The organism is Commensalibacter sp. ESL0382 (genome assembly GCF_009725775.1).
Taxonomy (GTDB): domain Bacteria; phylum Pseudomonadota; class Alphaproteobacteria; order Acetobacterales; family Acetobacteraceae; genus Commensalibacter; species Commensalibacter melissae.
Genome location: NZ_WNII01000007.1, coordinates 38,208 through 51,646 on the forward strand (window position 1 = coordinate 38,208; position 13,439 = coordinate 51,646).

A 13,439-nucleotide genomic window follows, 5' to 3' on the forward strand; every position below is an offset into this window, starting at 1 on the left:
AATAAAAGATCAGTCCTTGATTGTTATTTAATAGATTTCTAAAAATATATCGGAAGGATTGAAAGTAATTTTTTTGGCGAATTGAATAATAATAGATTTTGTTTTATGATTAACTATATTTAATGGTTCAATGTTATTTTCCTTTTTTAAGGAGGGGAGTAATTATGACTAAATTAACATCAAAACAACGTAAATCTTTACCAGATCAGGAATTTGCATTGCCTGATGAGCGTAAATATCCCTTGGATACAAAAAACAGAGCAAGGAATGCCAAAGCAAGGGCGTCTGAGGAATATCATAAAGGCAATTTAACAAAAGAACAGGAAGAAACCGTTGATCGTAAAGCTGATCAAGTTTTGAAAGAGAAATAATATACAGAAGAATAAACCATATAGGGTTATAGATATTGGTTAATTATCGATTTCCTATCCAATAGGATCAATCAATCCTAGAGTTTCCAACTCTTTTCTCAGCTTTTTAGGTAATGCTGCTGATATATTTGTATGGCTTAATGGCAAATCCTTAGGCGCATCAGTGTTTTTAAGATATCGCCATCCCTGGAAAGGGCGAATTGGAATGGAAAAGGTACGAATTATTTCTGAATCAAGAATAATTTGAATGCAGGGATTTCCGTTTTCCCGTTGACCTGGCAGAAAATCAACAATTTTCTGTCGGCAACATAAAGTTCCGTTAATAACCCGGTATAGGGAACCATTTTTTAAGATTTCATCGGCCTGCTTCGGCATAAAGCGTGTTAAAGTGTATGAATTTCCATTGTTATTCACGGCCATTTGTTCATTAATAATTTTCAAATGCGCAATATCTTGGATACCAACTGCAACCTTCATCATGTGTAACAAAATAATATTCCTATTTTACCAAGATATCTAAAATAGCATTTAACCGCATGCTTCCTGTCGGGGTTGTTTTCAACCGTTTTTGGTCCCAAAAGATATAATCTTCTTCTACAAGCGCTTCTAAGATTTTCATATCGATTGCATTGGTTAAAGTCATATTGCATTTTTTTTGAAAGGCAATAGAATCAACACCCTCTTTCAAACGTAATCCCATTAATATCATTTCACGGGCCTTGTCGATTGAATTCAAGGCTTCCTTGATAATTAGGGCGTTACCATTTTTTTGCACTAATTCAAGCCAAATTTTAGGATTTTTCTTACGTTCTGTAGCATATAAAACAGCATTTTCTGTAATTCTGCCGTGTGCTCCCGGCCCAATACCAATATAATCCTGATAACGCCAATAGGCAAGATTGTGCCTGCTTTCCGCACCAATTTTAGCATAATTAGAAATTTCGTAATTATACATACCATATTGATGTGTCATTTCTTCCGTGGCAATTAATAATTCACTACTTAATTTTTCATCAGGGAGAGATAATTTCCCCTGTTTTTCATATTTGGCAAAAACTGTTCCTGGTTCTATTGTCAACTGGTAGAGTGATAAATGATCATGAGCCAAATCCAGTGCCATTTTTAATTCTTTCTGCCATTCGGAAAGGGTTTGTTCCTCACGTGCATAGATAAGATCAAAAGAAATCCTCGGAAATAGGCGTTTGGCAAGTGTTAAGGCGTCAATTGCCTGCCTTGCATCATGTTGACGACCTAACCTTTGTAGTGCTTGTTGGTTAAGACTTTGGATACCAAGGGAAATGCGGTTAACACCTGCCTGTTGAAAATCTTTTAACTTTTGGATTTCAACACTGGTTGGATTGGCTTCAAGGGTGATTTCAAGGTCCTCAGTAACAGGTAAATGGTTGATGGCATAATCAATCAATTTATGCACTGTTATAGGATCCATTAAAGAGGGGGTGCCACCACCAAAAAAAATTGAGGTTAACTTATAATTTTCAATATTTGAAATAGCATGACGTAATTCCTGAAGCAAAGCATGTGCATAGGTTTCCTGTGGAATGATTTGGGCAACATGGCTATTGAAATCGCAATAGGGACATTTGGACAGGCAAAAAGGCCAATGGATATAAAGAGCCAAGGGATCAGGCTTATGTTTTCTTGTCTTTTTTTCCAAATTTAATAATTTTATTTCATTCATCAAACAGCAATACGGACTGAAAGTTCAACAACCCGATCCACGGGAATTCTTAAGAAATCGGTAATCGGGCTGGCATTACGTAACATGAACATGAATATATTCATTCGCCATTTACTCATTTTAGAAATAGGTGCTCTTACAATTTGTTCCCTTGTTGTAAAATATGAAGCTTGTAAAGTATCAAAGAATTTCAGGTTGGGTTGAGTTTTCATCAGTTCAAGAGCACGGGGCAAATTAGGCATTTCCATAAATCCATATCGAATTATCACTTGATAAATATTGGGTGCGAGTTGCCGCATTGCAATACGGTGCCCACGTTCCGCCTCTGGTTGTTTCATATTTTCAATAGTTACAAAAAATACATGTTCATGTAAAACTTTGTTGTGCCGAATGTTATGTAATAGGGAACTTGGAACAGAAAGAGGGTCTGGTGTCATGAAAATGGCAATACCAGGAACCCTTGTTAAATGGGATTGAGGTAGGCGGTTTAAAAACGAGGCGATTGGTAAAGCATTTTGTGCCCGTTTATTATAAACCAGGGTACGTCCTTTATTCCATGTTGTCATGAGGATGGTCAAACAAATTCCCAATAATAATGGGACCCACCCGCCTTGTGGAATCTTCAGGGCATTTGCCGAAAAGAAAGTGACATCAATGATAAAGAAAATTCCAAATGTACATGCGACTTTGTATATCGACCATTTGTAAGAACGGTTAAAAACCACAGAGGAAAGAATAGAGGTACAAGTAAAGGTTCCCGTAACTGCAATTCCGTATGCAGCGGCCAATGCATCAGAGGATTGGAAACTTAAAATCAATAAGAGGGACCCTATCATTAAGGCATTATTGACTTCAGGAATATAAATTTGTCCCTCTTCTTGTGCATTGGTATGTCGAATACGCAGCCTTGGAAAATATCCAAGTTGGGTTAATTGGCGTGCAAGTGAAAATCCTCCTGAAATTCCGGCCTGACTGGCGATAACAGTTGCAAATGTGGAAAGGATAACCAGAGGGATATTAAACCAATGAGGAGCCAAATAGAAAAACGGGTTTTCCAGAAATTTGGCATTGGAAAGAATTAGGGCACCTTGTCCAAGGTAATTTAAAGTCAGACAAGGAAGGACAAAACAGATCCAGCTGTAACGAATTGGACTTCTTCCAAAATGTCCCATATCAGCATATAAAGCTTCAGCACCTGTTACTGCCAAAACGACAGATCCAAGGGCAATAAACGCCATCCAACCGTGATGGATAATAAATAAAATCGCATGATGCGGAGAAAGAGCCAAAAGGATATAGGGATATTTCAGAACCTCATAGGCACCCAGAAAACCTATAGTCGCAAACCATATAAGCATGATTGGACCGAAAATTTTACCTATATGTTCAGTTCCCTTGCTTTGAAAACTGAATAATGCAACCAGGATTATAAGGGCAAGGGGAATGATGAAATTTTTTGTCTCTGGAAGAGAAACTTCCAGACCTTCAATTGCTGACAAAACTGAAATTGCCGGGGTAATCATTCCATCTCCAAAAAAAAGACAGGTTCCTGCAATACCGACAATTCCCAGAAATATTTTTCCTCTGGTTGTTTTTGATACACGTTGAGCCAAGGACATCAATGCAAGGATTCCACCCTCTCCATTATGATCAGCGCGCATAACCAGCGTTACATATTTAATTGTAACGATTAATATTAATGCCCAGAAAATTAAGCTGACAACACCGAAAACCTCCCAGGATTTAATATTGCTGTGATGATTGGATACAACTAAAATTGTGGAACGTAGGGCGTAAATAGGGCTTGTCCCGATATCACCATAGACAACGCCCAGAACAGTCAACAAAATAGCCAAACTTAATGGTCTGATTTTATGTTCTGGTTGATCGGTTCCGAATTCTGTAACTTGGTTTTCCTGATCCAGAGATGGTAATACCGCAATCGTATCTTGTTTATAAAGTGTATCTGATGGAGTTTCATCCTCATTTTCTATTTTTGAAGGGGTTTTTCCCTCGATGATATTGATATCATCCGTACTTACGCTATCATTCTCTTCTTGGTTTGCTTCATTATCAGGGTTGATGTTTTCCTCATGAGAAGAAAGCATGATATATTACTCCACCTAGGTTGCAATTGCGGTAAATATTAAATTTGCAGCTGTTCATTATTGGAATGAATTATTTTTAGGATTTAAAGGGCGTGTTCCAAATATTCCAGTTCCCACCCTAACATACGTTGCTCCACATGTAATGGCTGTTTCAAAATCATTTGTCATTCCCATTGATATTTCATTCAGACCAAATTTTCTGGCAAGATTGGCAAGTTTTCTAAAATGAGGAATAGGGTCTTCATGAACGGGGGGAATACCCATTACACCCTGAATTGATGATCCAAACCGTTTCCTGCATAATGAAATAAAATGATCCGCATCTTCGGGAAAAATTCCTGCCTTTTGCGGTTCTCTTCCTGTATTGATTTGGATGAAAAGAGTGGGGGACCGTCCTGTTTTCTGAATGGCTTTTTCAAGCGGGTCGAGAATTGACAGGCGGTCAACAGTTTCAATAGTATCCGCGATTTTAACGGCATCCAATAATTTATTGCTCTGGATGGGACCTATAATGTGCAGTTTAATATCTGGCTGTTCCGATAAAATGGGTGCAAATTTCTTTTTTGCCTCTTGAATACGGTTTTCACCAAATATCAACTGTTTATCATTGAAAGCTGCATATATTGATTCCATGGGATGAAATTTTGAAACGGCAACAAGTCGAATATCATTTGGTTTACGTCCAGCTTTACAAGCAGCCTGTTGAATTTTATCCCGTATAGAATTTAAATTTCGGCTTATAATTTTTTGGATTGAATCATGCATTTAATAAATTATATAAAATTAGAAACACATTGTATCATACAGTATCGGTAAGTTATTTCAAATAGGATTATTTTCATTGAAGTATTTAAATTAATCCTCACGAATTGGATTTTATTCCCATTCCCGTTGTCTAAGCTGAAGAATGGAAGTGTTTTTCTTAATATACCTGTTTTTTAAGAAAGAATAAAAGTACCAATCCTTGAGAAAAAAAGGGGTGTATTCATATAGAAACTTTTCCATGCGGCTCCAGCGAATATTTTTATGTTTTGTGCGTCTTTCCGATGGAATACACCAATGTTTTGGAGAGTAATAAACTTTACCAATTTTTAAAAGTCTATGAATAACCTCATGATCTTCAAAGACATAAGGCCATAATTTTTGATCAAATCCCCCAATTTGCTTTAAACTTTTAGTACGAAAAGTCTGTGCATATCCTCCAGCATGACATTGCTTGGGCATTAATTTTGATTTTAAATATATTTTCCGACATCGTTTTTGACTTTTGCGATTTTTAAAGGGCTGATAAATATCACAAGCCATCACGGCAGAATATTCCGGGTGACTTTCAAAGATCTGATTACAAAATTCCAAATAATGTTGAGGATAGTAAGTATCAGCATCCATGGTTGCCACAAAAGGAGTGGTGACATGATTTAATCCAGTATGTAAGGCATTTGTTTTGCCAGGAAGTTTTTCATTAATAAACTGCACCTCAATTGCAGGATAAAAATTCATAAATTTTCTGGCTATCTTTTCAGAATTATCTGTGGAATAATTATTGATTAGAATAAGTTTAAATTTTTGATAATTTTGTAATGCTATGCTTTCAAGAGTACCTGGAAGAAAGGTTGCTTCATTATAATACGGTAAAAGAATAGTCCAATTTTTCATTTAAATATAATTTCTAGGTTTATGTTGATAAATTTTTTAAATATGAAATTTAAATTCATTCGGGATTAAATTCTTTTATATTGGATTTATTTTTTGGATAATTTATAATATTTTATTGTTAGAGTCTAAAATAAATAATTAGTTAAGATGAAATCTCGCAATTCTGGTAAAAATTGATTATCAGAAAAATAGAGCAGAGAACGTAGTAATTTTATTTATTGAAAGTGAATATATTTACTATTTAATTCATTTAAAACTATAATGATTTTAAGTAAGAAAAGTTATAATTTTTTGAAAAAAGATATATCAATTAAGAATCATCTGTCATCGAAAGAAAATATCCGATCTGATAGAAATAATGATCCTACTCGACAAATTGCTTTTGATACTGTTTGTCAGATATTTGACTGGAAACATCTTCCGTTAGAAACAGCATTAAAAAATGCTTTACCTGTTGATGTTGATCAAAGGGATAAGGCAGCAGCATATCGATTAATTGTCTGTATCTTGAGAAAAAAAGGAACATTAGAAGCGCTTGTAGAACCTTTTCTGAAACGATCGCCACCACAGCAGGTATTATGGATTATTTTGCTAGGGGTGGCTCAAATTCTTTTTTTGGAAACACCTATACATGCCGCTATCTATACATCTGTAGAACTTGCGCGTCATAATGGATTTGCAAAGTTTACGGGTCTAGTCAATGCTGTTCTCAGGCGGATTTCTGAAAATGGACCAAGCATACTGAAGGATCTTGATCAAAATCGCTTGAATATCCCTGCATGGCTATGGAAGTCATGGAATCAGGCAGGATTTAATCCTCGTCAGTTGGCAACCCTGTTGGATAGTGAACCCCCTTTGGATATGCATTTCAAAACGAATGCCACTGTTCCAGAAGGAGGTGTGCAATTAATGAATAATCATTGGCGTTATTCTTGTCATGTAAAGGTTGAACAGCTTGACGGTTATCAGGAGGGGCAGTTCTGGATTCAGGATATGGCGGCATCTCTACCTGCCTATCTTTTGAATGTGAAGGAAAATGAAAAAGTTGCTGATTTATGTGCGGCACCCGGTGGTAAGACAGCACAATTAATTCAAGCAGGGGGAAATGTTGTTGCGGTTGAAAAAAAATCTATACGGTTAAAACGGTTGAAAGAAAATCTGAACCGGTTACAGATGGATGCAGTGTTGGTTCTTGGTGATGCTGGAAGTTTAAATTATCAAAATGAATTTGATGCGATATTATTGGATGCCCCCTGTTCTGCCACGGGTATTTTTAGACGACATCCAGATGTTTTGCATTTAAAAAAAGAAAATGAAATTCAAAGTCTTGTTAAGATTCAACGAAAGTTGATTGGTGCAGCGATCAGTTATCTAAAAAAAGGAGGACGATTAGTTTACAGTGTTTGCTCCCTACAGCGCTCCGAGGCAGAAGAGCAGGCAGAATTCTTTAGAAATTTACCTGGTGTTAGGGCTCTACCATTTACACAAAAAGAAATTCCATTTTTAACTGAAGCATTAACAGAAGAGGGATGGATTAGGACGCTTCCTTCTATGTGGCAAGAAAAAGGCGGAATGGATGGTTTTTTTATCGCACGTTTTGTAAAAGAAGACTAATTAAACATTATTTCAAGTGAAATATATCTTTGTATTGGTGGACACGATAAAATCAAATCGTGTTTTTTCTGTTCAATTCGTAAATTTTATCATAAACTGCAGTTAATAGTTTGACATAATATTTGAAAATTTTAGAAAGGCTGTAAATTGGATATAAGGGTTCCCTTGATTGCTCCCAGTGTTCTTTCGGCAGATTTTGCATGTTTGGGAGAGGAAATTAGGGCGGTTGACAAACATGGTGCTGACTGGATACATCTTGATGTTATGGATGGTCATTTTGTTCCCAATATGACTTTTGGCCCAGTAGTTCTCAAATCTTTGCGATCTTATAGCAAGTTGTTTTTTGATGTGCATTTTATGATTGAACCTGTCGATCCTTTTATCGAACCGTTTGTTCAGGCGGGTGCCGATCAAATTTCTTTTCATATCGAGGCGGGGCCTCATGCGCATCGTTCCTTGCAACATATCAAATCGTTTGGAATAAAAGCCGGGATAGTATTATGTCCGGCCACACCTGCCAATGCAATTTCCGAGGTTATAGATCTTGTAGATAATATTCTAATTATGACTGTAAATCCTGGTTTTGGTGGACAGAAATTTTTATCCAGTCAATTGGCGAAAATTCGTGCAATACATGAAATGGTTCAAAAGTCGGGTCGTTCCATTCATATTAGTGTTGATGGCGGGATTAATGTTCAAACTGCACCCCTGGTGATAGAAGCGGGAGCCAATGTTTTGATAGCTGGAACTTCAATTTATGGTCAACCTGATTATGGTCAGGCAATAGATGCATTGCGGGGAACTAAAAAGTAAAAAATTTGCTAAATTATGACTTTCACCCATTAGGAGAAATGATTCAGAGAAATAGGGAGGCTTAGGATGGCTTTTCAAGAAATGGTAAAAAAAATCCGACTTTCTCTGGTACGATTACCTGCCATTGGTTATGGACAGATTCCCGAAGTTCCAGTATATATTTTGCGAGATTTATGGACCGGAAATTCTGTTTATGGCATGCATCTTGTAAAAGGGGAATTTATTTACCAGGATTATGTTATTTCCCTATATCCCGGTCAATGGGGTGATAAAAACCTCTCCTGTGAAATTATTGGCAAACTGCATGGTTTTTCGTGGTTACGGGATATGCGAGAGCTAGGGACAGAAAATGCGCGTCTTGCAGCAAGAAATTTGGTGACGGATTGGATTGGCAATTCACCTTCATCTTATGATTCTGTTGTTTACAGACCGATTATCCTTGCAGATCGTATAGTGAATTGGTTGGGGTTCTATGATTTTTTTGCGGCATCAGCAGAAAAATATTTTCATCAACAATTTATGCGTCGAATTATGAAAGAAGGAAGATATGTTGTTGCCATGCTTCCTTTGGACAATCATACACATGAAAATTTTACGTTATTAAAGGCCGCTCTGGCTCTTGCATTATGTATGCCGGAACAATTTGATTTAATACCAAAAATCAGTAAATTCCTGCAAAGTGAACTGGCTGAACAGATTCTTGAAGATGGAATACATATTGAACGAAACCCTGAAATACAACTTTATGTATTGAGAGATCTGACCGAAATTCGTTTGATGTACCAGTTGATCAATATGCGTCCCCCTTCCGAACTTATTCTAGCGCTTGATAATGTCAGCCGTGCTTTAAGGGCATTGAGACATGGTGATGGCAGGCTTGCACTATTTAATGGTTCCAGTGAGAATGAGGCACATTTTATTGATCGTGTTCTGAGTAATTCCACACAAAAACGTGTTGCCATGACGGATATGAAAGCGGGTGGATATATTCGTTGTTTTGCCAATCGTTCAACTCTGTTAATTGACAGTGGTGTTCCACCGAAAAAGGTAGATATAAAATATCTTGGTGCTTTATCCTTTGAATTTTCTGCTGGTAAACAGAGATTAATTGTTAATTGTGGCGCTGGAGGATCATCAGCCTGGCGATCTGCGTTGGCGGGAACTGCGGCTCATTCTGTTCTAAAATTATCCAATACAGAAAGTGTTTTACTGGAGGATAATCAATTAAAAGATTTAAATTTTAAAGTTGAATCAATTCATGAAATGACTGAGGGTGCCCATTGGGTGGAATTAAGTCATAATGGCTGGCAAAAAGCATATGGTGCAATTTATCATCGTAAATTTTATCTTTCTGCGGATGGTCAGGATTTAAGAGGGGAGGAAACGCTCGATTTTGATCAGTCTTATCCTTTTACTATTCGTTTTCATTTACATCCTTCGGTTAAAGTTGAAGAAAAATTGGTTGAAATTCGGAAAAATGAGAAGGAAAAAATTTTTGTTTTATCGTTTCAACATCCTCAAGAAGGTAAACAAATTTGGTGGTTCCGTTTTTCCGATGCAGAGGGAAAAGTTGAAAATAGCGTCTACTTTGGTGAAAAAGTTCGACTTGCGACTAAACAGATTGTTTTATATAATCTGCATCAATCAAAAAAAAGTGATGTTGAAGAGAATAGAACTTCTATAACTAAATTTGAGAAACAAGACAAACAATCGGTTTTAAACGAAGAGCAAGAAGAAGAAGGGTCTGATTATGTGGCTATTTTCCATAATCAAAACGATGATGCAAAAATATGGCAAAGAAACACTGCGGATCATGTTTCTGTTGGAATGCCTGAAGATTTGTCGGAAAAAACTTCAGAAATTCAGAGGCAATCAGAAATAAATAGTTCTCTAAATCATTCAAATATTAAGAATATTCAAAATGATAAAGAAAAAATAACTAAAATTCGATGGGCTCTGCGTCGTAAGGCATAAATGAATTTATGAAAATTTTGGAAATTGCACATGTTGATTTTGCCTTATATCAATTTCTACTTCCCTTAATGCGTAGGTTGCGTTCCTGTCACCATCAAGTCATTGGTGTTTGTGCAGAAGGAAGGTTATTGGAGAAAGTGAGACAAGAGGGATTTCAGATTCGAACCGTTCCTTTTGTCCGTTCTTTTTCGATCATAGGTCAGTTAAAAGCTTTTTGGGTTCTTTACCGTATAATCAAACTTGAAAAACCAGATATCGTTCATGCCCATATGCCCATAAGTGGCGTATTGGCACGTATAGCCGCTTTTTTATGTGGAACGCCTGTAATTATTTATACTTGTCACGGATATCTTTTTAATCAATCCGGGAAAGGTATAAAATCATGGATAAGACGTCTATTATCCTTTGTTCTTGAATGGTGTTGTGGAAAAATTACGAATTTTTACATGACTGTCTCTCAGGAAGAGGCTCGGGATGCTAAAAGGTTGGGCATTCATTCCAATCCTATTTTTATAGGTAACGGTCGGGATCCAGCAAAATTCTTTTCTGATATTGCCCTGAAACAGAAATTTAGACAGGCAAACAAGATTCCACAGAATCATATAGTTTTTATGATAGTTTCCCGTCTTGTTCAACATAAAGGTTATCCAGAGTTAATCGTCGCTTTTTCTGCAATTGCAGAAAAGCTTCCAGAAGCTGAATTATGGATTGTAGGCGAAAGATTGTCTTCTGATTATGGTTTGGTATTGGATAAACTTTTTACTAAAGCACAAAAAAAATTGGGTAATCAAATACGTTTTTGGGGATATCGTCAAGACATAGATCAGTTGATGAAAGCTGCTGATGTTTTTGTTTTACCCAGTCATTTTGAAGGGTTACCAATGTCCATTATCGAGGCAATGTTAAGTGGTTTACCTGTTATAGGCACTTCAATACGGGGTCCCCGAGAACAAGTTCAGCATTCAGAAACAGGGCTATTGATCCCGCCAGGTTCTATATCTTTGCTATCCAGGGCAATGGCCTGGCTTGCCTTTCATCCAGAACAAAGAAAAAAAATGGGAGAAAATGGGCGGGCCAGGGCTTTATCAATGTATACCGAAGCTATCTGTCTGGATCGTGTTATGAATGTTTTTTCACAGATTGATGGGTTTGATAATCCCTTTTTATCCAAGCCTTGATCAAATCGAGGATAAAATCTTTTTCTGTCTGTGTTAAGGCCTGCCCCTTTTGAATCTTATACCATTTTTCAAGGCAGCTACGACAACAAGTTGCTGTGGCATGTTGGGCAATAAAAACAGGATGTCCTTTCCATGGCGTTTGTTTTCCATCATTTTTTGGAAAAGCAGGAGCCAGACGTTGATTGATGAAATCCGTAGCATGTTCAATTATTTTATCAAGGCCTTTATCGATTAGATATTTTCGTTCTTTTTCATGTAATGTAAATCTAGACCGGAATTTTGAACGATTAAGCCGATCCAAGATTAATTCTGTGGAAGAAGGAACCATTCTTGTGACTTTTTAATAAATAATTATTTCTGTGATTATCATAAATCAAACAAAATGAATATTATAATATTTGACAAAACTGTAAAATACGCATGATGTTATGACAATTAAAAAAAATACCCGTAAAAAACGTGAACTCTTGTAAATAACCAAGGATGCACCAATCTGTCCGCCTATAAAAGAACTAATACCCATTATAAATGCACTAAAATAGTTGATTTGTCCGCCTGATATGAAGATACTGAGCGCGGTAATATTTCCAGCGATATTTAACGGTTTTGCAATCATTGTCGCAATGTTAATACGTAATTTGTAAATCTGCATTAATGAAATTGTCCAGATCGCTCCTGTTCCAGGTCCAAAAAAGCCATTATAAAATCCAATTACAGTCCCCATCCATGGCAGTATTTTCGGTTTTATGGGTAACTGTCTTTTTTCGAGATTGAAATGTAGGTTTGGAAATAAATAATAATAAAGCAATATTGCCAATAAAAGCCATGGGACTATTTTGTTCAAGGTCTGATCAGCGCTGTATTGTAATGTAATTGTACCTATGGCAGATCCGATTACAGTGAAAAACAGAGGGATGGCAAGCCCATGAAAACTTAGTTGTCCGCTTTTCCAAAATCGTAATGTGGCCGATAATTCACCAATTGCTGATTGCAATTTATTTGTACCTAATGCAGGAATTATATTAATACCGGTAAAAAGTAGAGCGGGTACGGTTATTAAACCTCCACCACCTGCAAGGGTATCAATTGTCCCGGCTATTAAACCGATGAAAAATAGAAAACAATCATAAAAATAAAAATGCATTTAGAGATGTCTGTTTAATTGATTATAAAAAATCAATAAACTCATGGGGAATATCAAGATAGAGTGAATCAGCGTTATCAGGATCAGGATTAGTGATCAAATAGTCATCCAAGGTTCCTGTGCCAATTTTTGATCTCTGCGATTTTAGAAACCTGATTAGAACATTGTCGGATATTAAATGTGAGGTTCCCAATCCATTTTTAATATCTTCTGGGTTTCTTGGAATTCTGCGTCTGAGTTTTGAACGTTCTAGGAGGTGGTTCTGATCAGCATATTTCAAATGAAACAGCCATAAATCGTGCGCAAACAGGGTTTCATTTTGACATCGATGAAAACCGGGTTCCCATTGTGTCGGAACTGATGAAACTGAGGGTTTGCATGACCAACTTTTAATGGTGCCCTTGGAACGTTGTTTTAAAATGGGTCTTGACCAATCAACAGGTTTTCCAATCAAAGGATCAATGATTTCCACACCAACACATCGACATGTTTTGGCAGAACATTGTGCAAGATATTCATGTAAGGAAGTCCAACGAGATGGACGGGGAATTATAAATTCGTCTGTGTCAATACAAAGAACCCAGTCATAAAGTTTTAAAAGTTTATGCTGCCATTCGCTCATTATATTGACGCTATCTTGTTCATCCAAATACTTGCGACGTGGAATGTGCTCAACATAAATGTATTGTTCAGCTTTGACAGGCGGATCGCTGCCATCATCAAGTATGAATAAGTTATCTTTTCCTACTAGTCTGGCATAATGCCTGATCCATATGGGAAGCATGGTTGTTTCTTGATAGCATTTTGTAATGGCGGCAATGCGAAGAGGTGATGGAAAATTCATAATAAAATCATATTTAAAAAAACTATTTTTTTAAAATA

At 36.6% G+C, this 13,439-nt stretch carries 13 protein-coding genes; 5 read left to right on the forward strand and 8 right to left on the reverse strand.

The window, feature by feature from the left end:
• Positions 1–164 precede the first annotated feature (164 nt).
• The gene (locus tag GM552_RS01660) at positions 165–371 is read left to right on the forward strand and encodes a hypothetical protein (protein WP_110439407.1); all 207 of its coding nucleotides are present in this window, start codon (positions 165–167) and stop codon (positions 369–371) included.
• A gap of 54 nt (positions 372–425) precedes the next feature.
• Here the strand turns inward: GM552_RS01660 and GM552_RS01665 are convergent, their stop codons facing one another.
• The 5 genes from GM552_RS01665 to GM552_RS01685 form a co-directional block, all read right to left on the reverse strand.
• On the reverse strand, positions 426–851 hold the full coding sequence (locus GM552_RS01665) for a DUF1489 family protein (RefSeq protein ID WP_155564997.1): 426 nt from the start codon (positions 849–851) through the stop codon (positions 426–428).
• Between the two features lie 19 nt (positions 852–870).
• The gene (gene hemW / locus GM552_RS01670; RefSeq protein ID WP_155564998.1) at positions 871–2,070 is read right to left on the reverse strand and encodes a radical SAM family heme chaperone HemW; all 1,200 of its coding nucleotides are present in this window, start codon (positions 2,068–2,070) and stop codon (positions 871–873) included.
• A complete protein-coding gene (locus tag GM552_RS01675) occupies positions 2,070–4,178 on the reverse strand; it encodes a potassium transporter Kup (RefSeq protein WP_155564999.1) in 2,109 nt (702 codons plus the stop codon). Before GM552_RS01675 ends, hemW begins: the two co-directional genes overlap by 1 nt.
• Before the next feature lie 57 nt (positions 4,179–4,235).
• Positions 4,236–4,943, reverse strand: coding sequence for a YggS family pyridoxal phosphate-dependent enzyme (locus GM552_RS01680; protein WP_155565000.1), 708 nt, complete (start codon positions 4,941–4,943; stop codon positions 4,236–4,238).
• Positions 4,944–5,054: 111 nt separating this feature from the next.
• Positions 5,055–5,834 carry a glycosyltransferase family A protein gene (locus tag GM552_RS01685; RefSeq protein ID WP_155565001.1) on the reverse strand — a complete coding sequence of 260 codons (780 nt, stop codon included), beginning with the start codon at positions 5,832–5,834 and terminating at the stop codon, positions 5,055–5,057.
• Positions 5,835–6,125: 291 nt separating this feature from the next.
• On the opposite strand from GM552_RS01685, the gene GM552_RS01690 reads away from it, so the two are divergent.
• The 4 genes from GM552_RS01690 to GM552_RS01705 all read left to right on the forward strand — a co-directional run bounded on the left by GM552_RS01690 (position 6,126) and on the right by GM552_RS01705 (position 11,413).
• Positions 6,126–7,448, forward strand: coding sequence for an RsmB/NOP family class I SAM-dependent RNA methyltransferase (locus GM552_RS01690; protein ID WP_230882723.1), 1,323 nt, complete (start codon positions 6,126–6,128; stop codon positions 7,446–7,448).
• A gap of 147 nt (positions 7,449–7,595) precedes the next feature.
• Positions 7,596–8,261, forward strand: a complete 666-nt coding sequence (rpe, locus tag GM552_RS01695; RefSeq protein ID WP_110439414.1) for a ribulose-phosphate 3-epimerase — start codon at positions 7,596–7,598, stop codon at positions 8,259–8,261.
• Positions 8,262–8,327: 66 nt separating this feature from the next.
• A complete protein-coding gene (locus tag GM552_RS01700; RefSeq protein ID WP_155565003.1) occupies positions 8,328–10,235 on the forward strand; it encodes a heparinase II/III family protein in 1,908 nt (635 codons plus the stop codon).
• An 8-nt stretch (positions 10,236–10,243) separates the two neighbouring features.
• Positions 10,244–11,413 carry a glycosyltransferase family 4 protein gene (locus GM552_RS01705; RefSeq protein WP_155565004.1) on the forward strand — a complete coding sequence of 390 codons (1,170 nt, stop codon included), beginning with the start codon at positions 10,244–10,246 and terminating at the stop codon, positions 11,411–11,413.
• On the opposite strand, the gene GM552_RS01710 is transcribed toward GM552_RS01705, so the two are convergent.
• The 3 genes from GM552_RS01710 to GM552_RS01720 are packed head-to-tail and all read right to left on the reverse strand — an operon-like array spanning position 11,355 to position 13,401.
• Positions 11,355–11,741 (reverse strand): DUF4186 domain-containing protein, encoded by a 387-nt coding sequence (locus GM552_RS01710; protein WP_155565005.1) that lies wholly within the window; start codon positions 11,739–11,741, stop codon positions 11,355–11,357. The genes GM552_RS01705 and GM552_RS01710 overlap by 59 nt on opposite strands.
• 45 nt (positions 11,742–11,786) lie before the next feature.
• Positions 11,787–12,557 (reverse strand): TSUP family transporter, encoded by a 771-nt coding sequence (locus GM552_RS01715; RefSeq protein WP_155565006.1) that lies wholly within the window; start codon positions 12,555–12,557, stop codon positions 11,787–11,789.
• A gap of 22 nt (positions 12,558–12,579) precedes the next feature.
• Positions 12,580–13,401, reverse strand: a complete 822-nt coding sequence (locus GM552_RS01720) for a glycosyltransferase family 2 protein (RefSeq protein ID WP_155565007.1) — start codon at positions 13,399–13,401, stop codon at positions 12,580–12,582.
• Positions 13,402–13,439 lie beyond the last annotated feature (38 nt).